At 66.9% G+C, this 15,751-nt stretch carries 17 protein-coding genes; 11 read left to right on the top strand and 6 right to left on the bottom strand.

The window, feature by feature from the left end; translation table 11 throughout:
• Positions 1-227 precede the first annotated feature (227 nt).
• Positions 228-1,379: a cysteine desulfurase DndA gene (gene dndA, locus ACGF2V_RS12760; protein WP_289947632.1), complete on the top strand. Its 1,152-nt coding sequence runs from the start codon at positions 228-230 to the stop codon at positions 1,377-1,379.
• 15 nt (positions 1,380-1,394) lie between these two features.
• On the opposite strand, the gene ACGF2V_RS12755 is transcribed toward dndA, so the two are convergent.
• The 5 genes from ACGF2V_RS12755 to ACGF2V_RS12735 form a co-directional block, all read right to left on the bottom strand.
• Positions 1,395-2,849, bottom strand: a complete 1,455-nt coding sequence (locus ACGF2V_RS12755) for a DNA phosphorothioation-associated putative methyltransferase (protein ID WP_362707492.1) — start codon at positions 2,847-2,849, stop codon at positions 1,395-1,397.
• Between the two features lie 141 nt (positions 2,850-2,990).
• The gene (locus ACGF2V_RS12750) at positions 2,991-3,167 is read right to left on the bottom strand and encodes a hypothetical protein (RefSeq protein ID WP_362707495.1); all 177 of its coding nucleotides are present in this window, start codon (positions 3,165-3,167) and stop codon (positions 2,991-2,993) included.
• A 241-nt stretch (positions 3,168-3,408) separates the two neighbouring features.
• The gene (locus ACGF2V_RS12745; RefSeq protein ID WP_362707498.1) at positions 3,409-3,726 is read right to left on the bottom strand and encodes a type I restriction-modification system subunit M N-terminal domain-containing protein; all 318 of its coding nucleotides are present in this window, start codon (positions 3,724-3,726) and stop codon (positions 3,409-3,411) included.
• Positions 3,727-3,849: 123 nt separating this feature from the next.
• The gene (locus ACGF2V_RS12740) at positions 3,850-4,320 is read right to left on the bottom strand and encodes an NUDIX hydrolase (protein WP_362707501.1); all 471 of its coding nucleotides are present in this window, start codon (positions 4,318-4,320) and stop codon (positions 3,850-3,852) included.
• A 10-nt stretch (positions 4,321-4,330) separates the two neighbouring features.
• Entirely contained in the window at positions 4,331-5,551 is a 1,221-nt protein-coding gene (locus tag ACGF2V_RS12735) for a helix-turn-helix domain-containing protein (protein ID WP_362707504.1), read from the bottom strand.
• A gap of 191 nt (positions 5,552-5,742) precedes the next feature.
• On the opposite strand from ACGF2V_RS12735, the gene ACGF2V_RS12730 reads away from it, so the two are divergent.
• The 10 genes from ACGF2V_RS12730 (at position 5,743) to ACGF2V_RS12685 (ending at position 15,065) form a co-directional block, all read left to right on the top strand.
• Positions 5,743-6,636: an aminoglycoside phosphotransferase family protein gene (locus ACGF2V_RS12730; RefSeq protein ID WP_362707506.1), complete on the top strand. Its 894-nt coding sequence runs from the start codon at positions 5,743-5,745 to the stop codon at positions 6,634-6,636.
• Between the two features lie 79 nt (positions 6,637-6,715).
• Positions 6,716-7,966 (top strand): methionine adenosyltransferase, encoded by a 1,251-nt coding sequence (locus ACGF2V_RS12725; protein ID WP_362707509.1) that lies wholly within the window; start codon positions 6,716-6,718, stop codon positions 7,964-7,966.
• Positions 7,966-8,898, top strand: a complete 933-nt coding sequence (locus tag ACGF2V_RS12720) for an aminoglycoside phosphotransferase family protein (RefSeq protein WP_362707512.1) — start codon at positions 7,966-7,968, stop codon at positions 8,896-8,898. The genes ACGF2V_RS12725 and ACGF2V_RS12720 overlap by 1 nt, the downstream gene beginning before the upstream one ends.
• Positions 8,895-9,611 carry a histidine phosphatase family protein gene (locus tag ACGF2V_RS12715; protein WP_362707515.1) on the top strand — a complete coding sequence of 239 codons (717 nt, stop codon included), beginning with the start codon at positions 8,895-8,897 and terminating at the stop codon, positions 9,609-9,611. Before ACGF2V_RS12720 ends, ACGF2V_RS12715 begins: the two co-directional genes overlap by 4 nt.
• Entirely contained in the window at positions 9,604-10,896 is a 1,293-nt protein-coding gene (gene serS, locus ACGF2V_RS12710; RefSeq protein ID WP_362707518.1) for a serine--tRNA ligase, read from the top strand. Before ACGF2V_RS12715 ends, serS begins: the two co-directional genes overlap by 8 nt.
• Positions 10,897-11,919 (top strand): glycosyltransferase, encoded by a 1,023-nt coding sequence (locus tag ACGF2V_RS12705; RefSeq protein ID WP_362707521.1) that lies wholly within the window; start codon positions 10,897-10,899, stop codon positions 11,917-11,919. It begins immediately after the preceding gene.
• Entirely contained in the window at positions 11,913-12,956 is a 1,044-nt protein-coding gene (locus tag ACGF2V_RS12700) for a hypothetical protein (protein WP_362707524.1), read from the top strand. The genes ACGF2V_RS12705 and ACGF2V_RS12700 overlap by 7 nt, the downstream gene beginning before the upstream one ends.
• Positions 12,957-13,070: 114 nt before the next feature.
• Entirely contained in the window at positions 13,071-13,760 is a 690-nt protein-coding gene (locus ACGF2V_RS12695) for a DUF317 domain-containing protein (RefSeq protein ID WP_362707527.1), read from the top strand.
• Between the two features lie 116 nt (positions 13,761-13,876).
• Positions 13,877-14,284: a hypothetical protein gene (locus ACGF2V_RS12690; RefSeq protein ID WP_362707530.1), complete on the top strand. Its 408-nt coding sequence runs from the start codon at positions 13,877-13,879 to the stop codon at positions 14,282-14,284.
• Positions 14,285-14,381: 97 nt separating this feature from the next.
• Positions 14,382-15,065, top strand: coding sequence for a hypothetical protein (locus ACGF2V_RS12685; RefSeq protein WP_362707533.1), 684 nt, complete (start codon positions 14,382-14,384; stop codon positions 15,063-15,065).
• Between the two features lie 89 nt (positions 15,066-15,154).
• Here the strand turns inward: ACGF2V_RS12685 and ACGF2V_RS12680 are convergent, their stop codons facing one another.
• Positions 15,155-15,535, bottom strand: a complete 381-nt coding sequence (locus ACGF2V_RS12680) for a hypothetical protein (protein WP_362707535.1) — start codon at positions 15,533-15,535, stop codon at positions 15,155-15,157.
• Positions 15,536-15,751 lie beyond the last annotated feature (216 nt).

Genomic DNA, 15,751 nt, shown 5'->3' with positions numbered 1-15,751 from the left:
ATCATTTGACGTACCAACGCTCCCCCTCAGCGCCCAGGTCACGATGGAGCTAGCGCAGGGGCGAAGCGTGAATCGGTGGGCGCCTCGCCGTGACGCCACCCGGCGGGATGACGTGCGGCACCTCTTGTGTTGACAGAGACGGCGGTGCCCTGCAGCGCGTTAACGCGTCACACGTGTACGTTAACCGATTGACGTACACGATGGCACGAGAAACGTCCTAGAAGTGGGTGGCGGTTGTGGTGGCGTATCTGGATGTGGCAGCAACGACTCGGGTGGACCCCCGCGTGGCGGATGTCGTGCGCCACTGGATGACTGAAGAGTTCGGCAACGCCGGCAGCCGCACCCATGAGTACGGAGCGCGCGCCAAGAAGGCGGTGCAAGAAGCTCGGGCATACCTAGCGGGCTCGGTAGGCGCCAAGACCGAGGAGGTCATCTTCACCTCCGGGGCAACCGAGTCGAACAACATCGCCCTTCTGGGCATGGCTCCCTACGGCGAGAAGAGTGAGCGACGCCACATCATCACGTCCGCAATCGAGCACAAGGCAGTGCTTGAGCCCCTTCAGCACCTGCAGAGCCGGGGCTTCGAGGTCGACTTCTTGGAGCCGGGAGCATCTGGCCGAATCGAGACAGAGGCGGTACTGGCGAGGTTGCGCCCAGACACGCTCTTGGTCTCCCTCATGCACGTGAACAACGAGACTGGCGTCATCCAGCCCGTCGCGGAGCTCGCCGAGAAGCTCTGCGAGACGCCGACATTCCTGCATGTCGACGCCGCACAGGGCTACGGCAAGGTCCCGCAGGACCTCAAGGCCCCCATCGACATGATCAGCATCAGCGGCCACAAGATCGGCGCCCCGAAGGGCGTGGGGGCGCTGGTGACGCGACGACGCGGGTGGGACAAGGTTCCACTGGAGCCGATCATGTTCGGAGGCGGCCAGGAGCGAAAGCTCCGCCCGGGGACGCTACCTGTGCCGCTGATCATGGGTCTTTATGAAGCAGCAAGGATTTTCAACGAGGGGCAGGCCCGTTGGAAGCGGGACGCCCTTGCGATCCGAGAGCGAATGCTCACCGCCCTTGGCAAGACGCGCTTCCGGATTAATGGGGACGCTGATCGCACCGTGCCCCACATTCTGAACGTGACGTTCGATGGCCTCAATGCGGAGGCGCTGATCGTGCGCCTTAAGAGTCAGGTAGCTGTGGCGACCGGCTCGGCATGCACCAGCGCGGCGTACACGCCCAGTCACGTTCTGACAGCGATGGGATTGCCGGAGGAAGTTGCAACCAATGGGCTGCGATTTTCGTGGTTCCCGAGTCAGATTGCAGACTTCGACCCGGAGGACGTGGCAGCGACGATCGCTCGGATGCAGCCTGACGCAGTCTGATCTTCGAGGGCTGGGTCAGCCTTCCGGACGCCGGACGAGCCGGTGGCCGCGCAGTTCGCGGCCACAGCGGATGAGCTCGGCTTCCCAGCCCTTCTCGGTGCCGATGAGGTGTGGGTGCTCGTACAGCCCCGCCTTCACCTCGGAGCTGGTGAGCCGGTGGTAACGGTCCACATCGGGGTCGTCCGGTGCCAGGAACTCATGCTTGCGGTGGAGAAGCGGGCGGTTCTCCGAGTTCGCGTAGGATAGGTGTGACGTCTCGAGGGACTTCAGGTCCACTAGGTAGGAGGACAAGATCCGCGGGTGTGGGTCCTTGTCGAACTCGGGATAGTCGAGCCAACTGACGGCCCGGCCTTGATGCTTCAGCTTCGCCAGGGTCCATTCCTGTGGGCGGCCGGCGGCGATGGACGCGCAGTGCTCGTACAGGCGCAGGATCGTGGGCATACGGTCCAGGGCGCGCCGATGGACGTACAGCGCGGTCGGTGTCATCTTGCCGATGGCTGAGGCGTTCATGGCGCCGCGCACGTAGGCGTCGTCGCGGAGCTTGAGGAGGAGCCGGTCGGATCGCTGGCAGGCTTCCTTGTACGACGTGAAGAAGGATCGGACGTCGAGCTGCACGCCGAGGGGCAAGCTGGCGAAGGGGCCTCGGCCGTTGAACAGCTCCACCGCCAGGTAGAGCAGAGTGTTCAAGGTGGAGCGCTTTCCGCCCTCAGCAACCTTGCCGGGATCTGCGGTGTCGTTCACCAGTCGCTTCACCTCACCGGGCTTGAGATGCGCGAGGAGTTCGGCCGTCGCCCGGGGCATCTCGTCAATGCGGGGCGGACGTCCCCGCCGCTCCACGTAGTCGACGAGAGCCGTGATCGCGGACGCGGTGTCCTCGGAGGTCAGCCACTCGGCATCTGGGGTGATCCGATGGGCGAGATAGCCGAGTCGGGCTGTGTCGTCCTTGAAGACGTAGACGATGCCGGGGGCCGCCGAGACAACCCGGGCACCGGTGACTTCCTCGACGTAGGAGCGCAACTCACTGGCACCGAAGAGATGTTGGAAGGTCTGGCGGCTGGTGAGCAGGCCGTCACCGAATGCCTCGCCGCGGACTTTGGACTTCTCCCAGGTGAGACGTGCGGAGACGATCAAAACGGTGCTGGCGAGTTCCCAGGCGCGCTTCAGGGTTTCACGGCGTTCAGCCGAGTCCTCGATCACGTTCAAGACGTAAGTGAGGAGGACAACCGAGGAGGGCTCAGCGCGCGTCTCCGAGCGGTAGTAGGGGTCCCAGCCGACGACCTTGCAGTCCAGTCTTTCCAAGGCCCGCACGTCGTCGCCGCGTCCACAGCCGTAGTCGAGGATCGTTCTGTCAGGCGTGAGCTGTCTGTCGGCGAGAGCTTGGCGGGCGGGGACGGAGAGGGCGACACGGCCGATGGCAGTGCGGCGGCGATCACTGTTCCAGGTCTGTTGCTGCATTGAGCCTCGCTGCATCTCACGAACCTGGAGGCAGCGTAGTTGCGGGCAGCGCTGGGCGTGACCTCTTCGAGGAATTGCTTGATCCCAAGGTGCTCGGGGCCGAGGCTTGGGCTTCGTAGCACTCAGCCCCGAGCAGCGTTCCGTGGACGAAGGTGATCAATCCCTGCTCGTGGGTGTGGAGAGCGAGGCGGTGGCTTCGTTGCCCTGCGCAGGGACTGAGGGTGATCCGTCGAGTCGGTACTGCTCAGACTGCACCAGGTACATGCGGCGGAAGTCCCCAGGGCCCTTGGCGTCGAGGTGCATCAGGTCGTCGAAGGATCCGGGCTCCGTCACGCGGCCTTGGTCGAGGACGTAGATCTCGTCGGCATACCGGACGCTGTGGAGGCGGCTGGATGATGTGCCGAGGCGTACGGAACTGGCCGTTCTGCCCTGCCGTAGCGATCTTGCCGAGCATGTACTCGTACAGGTCGCCCTTGATGTCCTTGTCGTCCATGTCGATGCCGTTGATCATGTCAACAGCCTTGGCAAGCAGGTTCCAGGTAGTAATGGTGAAGCGAGCGTCCTTCATGTGGTGCTAGGTGGACTCCTCACCACCCAGCGCGCGAAGCCGGGGAAAGACGCCGTCACGCACCTGTGTGAGCATGTTCTCGGGAGACTCGTTGATGAACACCGGCCAGCGCAGAACCTGGGTGACGTCCGCGTAAATCGGGTTCTCGACGGGACGCCCGGTGCGGTTGGCCTTGTTCTCTTTGGCCTGTTCCAAGATGTCCAGGCGCCGAATGAACATCAGGTAGGTGATCTGCTCGATGACCTCCAATGGGTTGGAGATCCGGCCAGACCAGAAGGCGTCCCAGAGTCGGTCGATCTTGCTCTTCAGCTCACCTGTAATCACGCAAGCAGGCCAGCGTGTCGCACTGACACACGCGGCCGTGTCGGCCGGGGAACAGCGGGCGCTGTTGGGCGAGCGGCGTGTCACGCGGAGCCTCTGACCAGGCACCCCACGCTACATGGCGACCTATGGCGCCACTCCACGTTCCAGGTATGCAGTCACCCCGTCGGCACGGGCTTCAATGCCAGCAGCGATACGGCGCACGAGGCGAGGGATTGTGAGGGCTGACAGTTCCCTGGTGTCGTGGAAGGCGTATCCACGGAGCTCGTCGGCTTGAAGCTCGATATGCCCGCACTCATCCTCGGTGAGACGGCCTCCGTCGAAGAGATAAAGGACCTTGTCGCCCTCTCCCGGGTTCGGCGCCCAGTCCACGACGAGCAGCCGCCCGATGGCGGGCTTGATGCCCAGCTCCTCATGGACTTCGCGCACGCACGCTTGCAGCGGAGACTCGCCGTTCTCGACGTAGCCACCAGGGATGTCGCGGTAATCCTTGTACGACGGCTCGACGAGCAGGACCCTGTCGGCGTCGTCGAAGAAGAGCGCGCCGGCGGCCATGCGCGGGTGGGCCATCTTCGCTTCGTGCTCGTTCTCGGTCACGGAACGGACTCTAACCGCCGACCACGCCGAGCCGACGAGCCAAGTCGGCCACTGGCTGGGACGGGCGGCCTCGGGTGCCGCGGATCCACCCGATGACCAGTTCGCGGCTCAGGTAGTGGTGGCGTACCTGCTCGGGTGCGGCTCGCTCGGCGTCCAGCAGCGTGTCCAGGGCCTCGTCGGTCCGGTTCCAGGCGCTGAGGGCTCGGGCGACTTCCAGGCTGTGCCTCACGCGCCGTTCCACCGGCAGGCCGCTGGTGTCGATGCGCTGCCCGAGGTCTGCGGCGATCTGGATGTCGCCGAGTTCTCCTGCGGTGGCGACGCAGTGGATGGCCACGTTGGTCGGGCCGAAGGCCGTCCAGAGGTGGTTCGCGTCGGCACCCAGTCGTTGTGCGACCTCATCCGCTTCGCGGAGGAAGGTCTGGGTGGTCGCACGGTCCTCCGCTCGGGCGGCCGCCATGGCGCCGGCGAGGAAGAGCGTGCCGTAGACCGAGAGGTACTCGTCGTTCGCGGTGCCCAGGCCGGGCTGCATGACGGCCGCCGCGTCGTTCACCAGCTGGATCGCCGCGGTGAAGCGGCCAGTGGCCATCAGGCAGTGCGTGACCGCGCGGAAGAGCGAGCCTGTCACCGTGCTCTGGCCGCTCCGTTGCGCTGCCGCCAAGCCGCGGTCGGCGGCGATCCACGCCAGTTCCGACTCCCCGACCTTGCCCAGCACCATGGCCGCACCGTGATAGGCCAAGGCGAGTTCGGCATGGGCCTCCTCCCCGTCACGCCCTGAATACGAGCGGGAGGCTGCGAGGGCGTCGGCGAGGACGAGGGGAAGCCGTCGGGTCGCGAAGCCGTACTGAGACACCTGGTAGGCGTCGAGGACTTCCGTCACTGCGTCCCGCAAGCCCGCCAGGGGCGGCGGTTCGTCGTCGGGTGGGAGCCCCAGCAGGGGCGTGAGCTGCTTGTAGTCCATGAGCGCGTCACGCAGAGCGGGCACCGTACGGCGGCCGCTGTCACTCGACCACTCCAGGAGCGTCGGCTCGGCGAGGAGATCCCCGAGCGAGACATCCAGGGCCTCGGCGAGTGAAGTGATCACCGAGAGGCGGTCGAGCTCGATCCGGTTGTTCTCCGCTTTGCTCAGCCAGTCCGTGGTGCGGCCGACGAGGCCGGCCAAGACCTCTTGGGAAAGTCCGCGTCGGCGCCGATACCAGGCAACGCGTTCGCCGATGGTCAGGTTCTCTGTCATCCCTCGCATGTCCTGAGCATCACCTCGTGGCCGTAATCGACCCCGGAAGGTTTTTCCGGGGTGCTGCGGGGCGCCGCGCCTACTGTCGCAGCAGACCGAGAAAGCCGCAGGGCGATGGAGGTAACTCCCGCCAATCCAGAGGTTCTTGGTGATCGGTTCTGCTTCTCGAACGGGACGGAGGTGTGTGGAGGATGAGCAGCACGAAGACCGTGGATCCATGGGTCGGACAAGGGCTCGGGCCGTTCGGCGTGGCAGTCCTCAAGCCGTACTCCAGAACGCGGTTCGCCATGGACGGCAGTGCCGTACTGAAGGTCTACGTCGGCATCGACCCCGAGGGCCGGCGCCGACGGGAGGCCACCACGGTCCAGCGTGCTGCCCTGCGCGGCATCTCGGTTCCGACCGTCCTAGCGACGGGATGCGACGAGGCCGGGTCCTGGACCGTATTCCGGGTGGTGCACGGGACGCCGTGCTCGGTGACCACCCGCAAGGCGACGGAGGACTACATCGGTCACGTCGTGGCGGTGAGCGGCATGCTTCACCGGCCCACTGCCGGCGCTACCCCTGGCCCCGGCTGGACGGCACGGACTGACAGCCCTGTTTCCGCGAGCCAGTTCCTACTGGATCAGTTCTCGGCCCGCTGCCGGTGGATGCCCTGGTGGGCTGCGTTGCGGGAGGCCCTCCAAGCGATCGACGCCCACCCAACCGTTCACCTACATGGCGATCTCAAGCCCGAGCACCTCCTCGTCGACGGAGAGCGCCTGCACGTCGTCGACTGGGAGGCGAGCTCCTGTGGCCCAGCCGTTCTCGACTACACCGACGTCGTCTTCCACCTCGTACGGGATCTGCTGTACGAGGACGTAGCGCCGGCGCGCATCCCGGTCAATCTCGCGGACCGCTTGCCGTTCTGCGGGCCGGTACTCGCCTGGCGCCTGCTTCTCTGGCTCGATCGCCGTCGGACCCAGGACATCGACCTCGTCACGACCCACGACATCGTCCGACTCGCTACTGAAGAACAAGCCGTTTCCGCGTACAAGTCGCTCGCAGAGATCGTGGCGCATCTCCGCGCTGCTGGAGTCCCTCGCTGAATCTCGACCGCACCGCTCGTCCAGGTGTGCTGACGCCTGCGCTCATCCCCTTCTTCCCACCCCTGAACGGGAGTTCGTGATGCCTCGTACGAGCACGATCATCGGTAACAGCCACCTCGTCATCGACACTGCCATGGCCAGACCGGACGCGACGACCATCGTCGAGCGGAAGGGGCTCGGTCATCCGGACACCCTCGCCGATCACCTCGCTGAGCGGCTGTCCCGTGCCTACAGCCACCACACCGTCGCCCGCTTCGGCGCCGTACTGCACCACAACTTCGACAAGCTCGCTCTCCTCGGCGGCGCCAGCGAAGTCCGCTACGGGGCAGGCGAGATGACCGCCCCGGTCCGCGTCCTGGTCAACGGTCGCGCGGCCCCCATGTGCGGGGGCGAGACGATCCCGGTCGAGGAGATCGTCGAGACCGAGGTGCGGGCGTTCTTCGCCAAGCGGCTTCCCGAGGTGTCGGACCACCTCGACATCGTCTTCAACATCACCAGCAACTCCAGCCCAGGGGCGGTCCTCACCGGCGACGGGACCCCCGACCGCACGCGCTGGTTCAATCCCCGCTCCGTCGACGACCTCCGCGAGCGCCGGGTGCGGCTCTCGAACGACACGTCGCTGGGGACCGGCTGGGCTCCCGAGAACGCCTTCGAGTCGTTCGTCCGCGACTTGGTGAACCACTTCTCCGGCGAGAGCGAGTTCACCCTCTCCCACGCGTGGTGCGGCTCCGACGTCAAGCTCATGGGCTTCTGGGACGGCGACGAAGCCGACATCGTCCTGTGCGTGCCGCAGAAGTCGCGGCACGTGGCCAGCCGGGCCGAGTACATCCGCAATAGGGAGACCGTCCTCGCCGAGTGCCACCGGCTGGCCGGCCTCCGACTGCCAGGCGCCCAGGCGCGCTTCCGGCTCAACGCCCGCGACGTCCCGGAGAAGGACGAGCTGTACCTGACCTACACCGGAAGCTCGATCGAGTCGGGGGACGAGGGCGTCGTCGGGCGCGGCAACCGCGTCAACGGACTGATCACGCCGCTACGCCCGATGAACCTGGAGGGCGCCAACGGCAAGAACCCCGTCTACCACGTCGGCAAGCTCTACAACATCGCTGCGCAGCGCCTGGCCCACCGCCTGCACGAGACCACCGACGGGCACGCGGAAGTGCATCTGGTCAGCACCACCGGCCAGCGCCTGGACGAACCCTGGCGCATCCTCGTCCGCCTCTCCGCCCCGGACGCCGAGGTCGACAAGGTGCAGGCCCTCGTCACGGAGGTACTGGGCGAGTTCCCAGCCCTGACGGACGAGCTCGTCTCGGACGGGATCGAGCTGAGCTGATGACGAAGCGGACGCTCGGGGAGGTTCCCGCGGGGTGCAGGCAGCGGCTGCTCGCGCACTACGGGCCTGCGGTCAAGCCGTGGCTCGACGCCGTCCCGGGTCTGCTGGCACGTGCGGCAGGGAGGTGGAAGCTGACGCTCATGGCATACCACGACGCCGGCCACGCCTCGGTGATCGCGACCTCGGCCCGTCCCGACGGGCGTCCGCTGCTCCTCAAAGCATGGGTTGATCCGTCTCGATTTCGCCACGAGGTGGAGGCGTTACGGCTCTGGGCCCACGGGCCCACGGTCGAGGTCGTGGAGGCCGCGGATGACTTGGCCGTGGCCGCGCTCGAACTCATCGGCGGGCAACCCGGCGGCGCGGATCGGCCGCGGCGGGAGCTGCAAATGGTGGCGGCGGCCGTGCACGGGCTCCACAGCTTGGGGCGCCACAGGCTCCGGTCGGAGCAGCTTCCGCTCCTCACCGATTACGTCGCCCAAGAAGTCCGCCCGCAGATCGCGCGGCGGATGCGTGAACTCGACCTTGGTGGCTGGCGTCCCCACGTCGAAGCAGGATGCGCTGCCGCCGCCGATCTGGAGGAGGGATCCCGCCGGGCGACGGTGCTGCACGCCGACCTGTACCGGGAGAACGTCTTGTTCGACCGGCGGGGACACCCCCGGCTGATCGATCCGCTCCCCATGGTGGGAGATCCCGCGTTCGACTGGGCGTTCTGGACCGTCTACTACGAGCTCGGACGCGAGACGACCGCACGGCTGGCAGTCGCCTCACGTACGTCCCGGATCCCCGTCCCCGCGCTCGCGCCCTGGTGCCGACTCCTGGCGGTCCACGGCCTCCTCTTCTACGTGGAGTCCGGCGACCCACGCGCGACGTCCATGGCCACCGTGCTCAGCGATCTTCTGGCGACAGCGACAACCCCTCGGAGCGGATCGTGACGACCTACATCCTTCGCCATGGCCAGACCGACTACAGCAAGCGGTACCTCGTCAACGGCGACCCGACCAAGCAGATCCTTCTGACCGACGAAGGCCGCCAGTCGCTCGGCCGTGCGTGGAACGCCCTCCCGCTCCACTCTGTGGCCACCTGGCTGACCAGCGAATTTCCACGGGCCCGGCAGACCGCCTCGCTCCTTATGGGCGTCCCCTCGCCCGAGCTGGTTGTCGACGCCCAGCTGAACGAACTCGACTACGGGGAGTTCGAGGGCAAGCCCTTCCTCGAATACGCGGCCTGGCTCGACGAGCACGGCCCACGTCGGCGCCCGCCGGGCGCCGCGGAGTCGCAGCACGAGGGCATACGCAGGCTGCTCACCGGCGTCCTCGCCGCTCTGGAGCACCCAGGGCCCCGCGTCCTGGTCGGGCACGGCCTGCTGGTTTCCGTCCTCCATTGGCATGGAGATCGCGCGGCAGGCGAGCCCATGCGGCTGTTCTTCCCCGAGGCTCCCTATATCGAACCGCTCGCCATCGGCGACGACGATCTTTCCCTCTTGGCCACGGAGCTCATGGATGATCTTCAATCAGCCGCTCTGCGCGAGACCACCACCGGCGGTGACGCGTCGATATTGCGGATCGGCGAGCGCCCGGCGGTTGCTACCGTCGATGCGGTATCCCCGTCCCACTCGCCGGATAAGAAGGATCTTCCCCATGCATGATGCCCGCGCCCTGATTGAAATGGGTGCCGAAGCGGTACGTCGGCTCGCTCGTCGCGGTTACTCCCTGGACCTGTCCCGGCTGGAAGACCTCCAGTCCCGGCGCAACCAGAGCATCCGCTCGGCCGATGAGCTGCGGGCGGAGTCCAAGCGGGTGGCGAGCGAGGTCCAGCAGACGGCCAAGCAGGGTGGGGACATCTCCAAGCTGAAGGAGCGGGCCCGCGAGCTGAAGGACCAGATCCGCGACATCGAGACCGCGCAGGAGAAGGTCCAGGAGGAGCTCACCGAGCTCCTGCTGACCATCCCGAACCTCCCAGACGACGAGGCCCCGGACGGCGACTCCGAGGAGTTCGCGGTCGAGATCCGGCGCGTCGGCAACCCGCCGGCGTTCTCGTTCGAGCCGAAGGACCACGTCGACCTGGGCGAAGCCACCGGCATCCTCGACTTCGCCCGCGCAACCAAGCTGTCCGGCTCGCGCTTCGCCGTCTCCCGCGGTGCCGGCGCCGCCCTAGAGCGCGCTCTGGCCACGCTCTTCCTTGACATCCACACGCGCCGCCACGGCTACGTCGAGCATGGTGTCCCGTACCTGGTGACCCGCAAGACGATGACCGGCACCGGCCAGCTGCCGAAGTTCGAGGAGGACCTGTTCAAGACCGGCGCTGCCGATCGCGACCTGTTCCTCATCCCGACGGCCGAGGTCCCGCTGACCAACCTCTACGCCGACGAGATCATCCCGCCGGCCGAGCTGCCCCTGGCCCTCACGGCCCACACCCCGTGCTTCCGCTCGGAGGCCGGCTCGTACGGCCGCGACACCCGCGGCCTGATCCGCCAGCACCAGTTCTCCAAGGTCGAGATGGTCAAGATCGTCGACCCGGAGACGGCGGACACCGAGCTGGAGACGATGGTCGGCCACGCCGAGGCGTGCCTGAAGGAGCTCGGTCTCGCGTACCGCGTGGTCAAGCTGGCCGCCGGCGACACCGGCTTCTCCGCCCAGCTCACGTATGACATCGAGGTCTGGATCCCGAGCCAGAACACCTACCGGGAGATCTCCTCGATCTCCAACTTCGGCACCTTCCAGGCCCGCCGCGCCAACATCCGCACCCGCGGCGAGGACGGCAAGCCCAAGCTCGTCGCGACGCTCAACGGTTCCGGCCTGCCCGTCGGCCGCACCCTGGCCGCGCTCCTTGAGCAGTGCCAGCAGCAGGACGGCTCGCTCGTCCTCCCCGAATCTCTCTTCCCGTACCTCGGCTTCCGCCGGATCTCGGCGGACGGAACACCGGAGGCATAAGTGCTCGTCGGCGTCTGCGACTTTCCCGGTAGCTACGCCTTTCCACCCGCCGGATACGGCGGAATCGAACGATGGCTGTGGGCGGTCGCCGTAGGTGCCCGAACCGCAGGCGCCGACGTACACCTCCTCGGGCCGGGCTGGCTCACGGACCTGGAACACGACTGGGTCCGCAAGCCAGTCCGCCTGGAGGACATCACCGCCGGATCACTCGCCGAACGCGAGCTCCGCGCCAACGACTACGACCTCCTGGTCGTCGGCCACGAATACCCCTCACTGCCCACGTGGACCCGCACGTGGAACGAACTGGACTGCGACGTCGCCACGTTCCAGCACTCGCCGGTCTTCCAGCACACCGATGCCGCGTTCGACGGCAAGCGATCCCGCCTCTACTGCTACTCGCCCGAGATGATCGAGCGGTATGCCAGCTGCGAGCCCATCCCGGAACTGGCCGTACACCTCGGCCTCGACGAAGCCGAGCCACCCGCCGTCGGCGGGCGCGACCTCCTATGGCTCGGCCGCGTCGACGCCGAGAAGGCGCCCCATCTGGCGGCCCGCGCCGCACAGTTACTCGGCCGCCGGATAAGGATCGTCGGCCCGGTCTTCGACGAGAAGTACGTACGCCGCCACGCTCGACTTCTCAACGCGGACCACGTCGAGTGGGTCGGCGAACTCGGCGGCCCCGCCAAGACCGCCGCCATCCGCGACGCCTCCGTCTTCGTCTACACATACGCCCGCACCTACGTGGAGGCTGGCGCCGCCGTCTTCGGAGAATCCCTCCGCGCCGGCACGCCTATGGCCGCGCTCACCTGGCGCACGGGCACCTGCGCCGAAGCCGCCCTGTGCGACGCGACCGGCACGATCGCCGTGGCCGACCCCGAGGAAGACGACGAGACCGCCGCCCACCAACTGGCGCACGCCATCGAGCAGGCGGAGAGCCTGGATCACCGGCAAGTCCAGGGGATCGGCCTCCACCGCTTCGACCCAGCACGGCACTTCACCGCGATGGCGGCACCGCCGTGCTGACCCGATCGTCCAGTTCGGCCGGGGACACGCTGGCCCGACAGATACCTGCCGTTCTCCGCGCGAAGTTAGGGCCGCACTGGGAGTTCACGACCGCCGCCGACCGCATCGAAATTCGGCACCCACACCGAGGCACCCCCTACAGGCCACCACGTAGAAGCCCCTCGTGGAGGGAGCTGCTCGACAGTCTGGAGACCTCCTTCGCACGCCACGGAGCCGCTCGCGACACCTGCCTTCCTCTCCGCTGGGGCAGGGAGACAGAACTGACCATCTCCGCGGTACAGGCCCTCGATCCGCTCCTCAAGGATGGCAAGCCCCACACCTATCGCAGCGGCTTCCTCGCCCAGCCGGTCGTCCGCTTCACCGGTCAGCGCGATGCCTCGGGCCTCCTGAAGGACGGGTTCCTCACCTCCTTCGTCAACATCTCCCGCGTCCAGCCCGTGAACAACCTGGACGAGCACGGGGGCATCCTGGATGGCTGGCTGACCACGCTCTCCCACCTCGGGTTCCACGCTCGCCACTTGAGCATCTACGGGGTGTTGCGACCGTGGCGTCGGCGACAGGTCGAAGGCATCACGCTCCGCTTCGCGCACCTGAACCTCACCCTCGGGGACATCGTCCTCCTATGGCACACCGACCACCCCGATCGCCTGGCGGTGGACCTCGGCACGGGCCTGGAGCGTCTGGCGTGGGCACGCACCCAGGCTCGTTGGGACGAGCTGATCTACAGCCGCTTCGCCCACGCGGCACCACCGGCGACGCTGGACGCTATCCGCACCGCCACCCTTCTCCTGGGTTCCGGGATCAGCCCTGCGGCCCAGGGCGCCGGCGGTGTCACCCGGCGCGTGGTGAGCACGATCGCCCGGGATGCTGTGCGCCTCGGCGTCAGTGCCATCGTCCGAGACACACACGACTACTGGTCCCTGTTCAACTCTCTAAGCGTCCCCTGGCCAGAAGTCGCTCGCGCCGTCGAGACGGAGATGGAGCGGCAATCAGGACAGCCGACGCCGACGGAAGCTGGCTCTGCGCAACATTTGTGACCTGAGTCGCGACCCACCGTGCCTCGTCTGCCGGGGCGGCTCCTCCGTCGATTTCCCAGTTCGCCTATGGCAGACGGGAAAGAGCTCGGAATGACTGGATCACGGCGTCACGGCATGTCAACGTACAGCACACCCTGCCGGGAGTTGGTCCCGCATCACCTGGAGGTGCCCCTGCACTCGCGTCACTCCGACGAACCCTCCCCTTCCGACCCGCAGGACCCGGTGTACTGGGTCGCCCCGCGTCACCTGGCCGGTGACGACGGCGTTCTTGCCGAGCAGGTCGGTGACACTCTCACCGCTCTTGACTGGCGGGTGTGGCCGACCGCGCACAACGCCCTGCTGTACGTCAGCCCGAACGGGCTGCTCGGCGCCGAATGGCTGCTGGCCTCCTACCCGTTCGAGCTGGGCGGCCTGCCTGTGGCCTGGCAGGTGAGCACCCGGTCGCGCGTCGATTCCGTGATGGCGGAGTGGAACGTGTACTTCACCGCCGGAGTGCCGTACGAGGCGGTTACGGACTTCCTCCTCGCGCTCGACGCCCGCCTGGCGCCGGACGAGGGCTTCGGCGGGCCGGACGTCGTACTCCAGGAGCTGGGTGCTCGAGGCTGGTTCCGTGATGCCGACCGTCCTCGTGCTGCCGCCTTCGACCCGGTTTTCTCCGCCGGCGTCTCGCTGGAGTTGCTGCCTCCGTTGGTTCAGGACTCGGATCCGCGTCCTGGCCAGATGGGCTGGCAGGCATGGGCGGAGCCTGGTCTCGGCGATCCGTACCTGTGGTGCGCGAGCTTCAGCTCCAGCGTTCCGCATTGACTCACCATCGCTCGCCGCAGCTAACAACTGGACTGTTGGGATTGCCCGTTGGGCTCCGTGGCGCCCTCCGTGGAACCCCGTTTCCGCACACGCCCGATGAAAGAGATGGAGACCTCATGTTCCGACGCCGTTCCCGCGCCGACCGGGAGTTCCGCGAAGCTCAGCGCGCAGGCCAGGCACTCCTTGCTTACACCGCCCACCTGCCCTGGCCGGAGGCACCCACCACGGTGCCGGAATTCCTGCCGCCGGAGTTCCGGGCGCCGTGCCGCCAGGACGTCTCGGTCTTCATGATGCGCTGGGACCTGCCGCTCGTCATTGACGGCGAAGTCCACGCCTGCCACTGCGGCGCGTACCGGAACTGGATCGTCTTCAACATGTGCGACGACTCGGTATGGCTGCGCTGCGAGGCCGGCCACGAGACGCAGGAGAGCCGGCTGGACACCGCCTGGTACAACCGCAACTCCGGCCCGGTCGACCACTTCCACCCCACTCTCGAAGACGGCCTGCGTCACCTCGGCCGCTGAAGGCGCGGAACCCCTTCCCCTCACCCCTGCGTTCGTCGGCACCCGGAGGGCCGACCCGGTCAGACCATCCGTCTCGGATCACCAAAGGGGTTTTCGCATGCGCCGCTCCACCACAATCGGCCTCGGTCTCAGCGCCCTCTGCACCACCCTCGCCCTCACCAGCTGCGCTGGCCACGCCGACTCGGCCGACTCCTCCGCCCCTGCACACCCGGGCGCCAGCACGCCCACGGCGTCCGGGCCACTGTCATCGACACAGCTGAACCAGCTGCTGCTCAACGAGAACGACCTGGGCACCGGCTACACCCGCAAGCCCGAAGTGCCTCGCCGCAGCGACGACGTGACCGTGATCGGCTGCCCGGCACTGGAGAACCTCGGCGGCGCCACAGCCGCGGGCTCCGGTCTCGACTTCGCCCGCAAGGCGAAGGCGTCCTTCACGTACACCGGCAGCAGCACCTCCGAGATGAGCGAGGAGCTGTACAGCGACAGCCCGGCGAAGCTGTCCAAGGGCATCTCGAAGGTCTTCAACGCGATGCTCTCCTGCCCCTCGTACCAGGTGGCTTCAGGGAGCACGGTCATCGACATGGGCACCGCGAGGTCGGCCGCGCCCGACCTCGGCGACGAGCGGTGGAGCCAGCAACTCGCTCTCTCCGCAGGCGGACAGCGCAGCGTCGTCAAGCAGACGGCGATCCGCACCGGCAACATAGTGGTCGTCGTCTCCGGCTCGCCGGGGCTCGTAGACACTCAACTGGCGCGGGCCGTTGGAAAGGCGAGCGTGCGCTGACCTCTGGGTACGCGAAGGGGGCCTGCGGCCGGAAATCATTCCGGCCGCAGGCCCCCTTCCTCATGTCAGTGTCTGGATGGAGCCGCCTGTCAGAAGGCGTAAGGAACCGCCGTGAGAGGCGAACCGTCCACTGCGTAGAGCAGTCGCTCGAGTTCGTCCTGTTCGGTCGCGGTCATGTCCTCGACGATCGTGCCGAGATGCTTTTTGATGAGCCGCTCTACGAATGGATCGAGGAAGCGGTTCAGCTCCCTTTGGGCCTTGTTCATTCCACGTCGGTACTCCAGGTAGTGCGCGAGATGCCCTCCGGCCTCCATGGGCTGGCGCTGGGTGACCCGTTCGACGGTGTACTGCTCTTCTTGGGTGAAGGGACGCCCGTCACGATGCGACCAGGTATTGGTGTCTGGCCGGTACGTGAAATCCGTGTCGCACATCAGGTCGATGATCCGACGGTTCTGTTCCTTGCTGCGCATGTGAGTGCTCCTTACAGGGGGCGGCTGGGAACACAAAGGATCCGGAGATTCCCCGGTTTCGGTAACCGGGGATGTGCGGCTACCATCCGCCCGCGCTCCTGCCGGCTATCGCCTGCGACAGATGCCACCAGCTGAAGCCCGACCCTCACATCGGTCTGCTCGCAGCCGCACTCTGGTCTGTACTCCTCGAACGTGTGACGTCGCAGAGAGCTGCCG

Origin of the sequence: Streptomyces sp. NPDC047982 (assembly GCF_043204165.1) — a bacterium.
In the GTDB taxonomy this organism is placed as follows: domain Bacteria; phylum Actinomycetota; class Actinomycetes; order Streptomycetales; family Streptomycetaceae; genus Streptomyces.
This window is presented reverse-complemented; position numbering and strand designations above follow the sequence as displayed.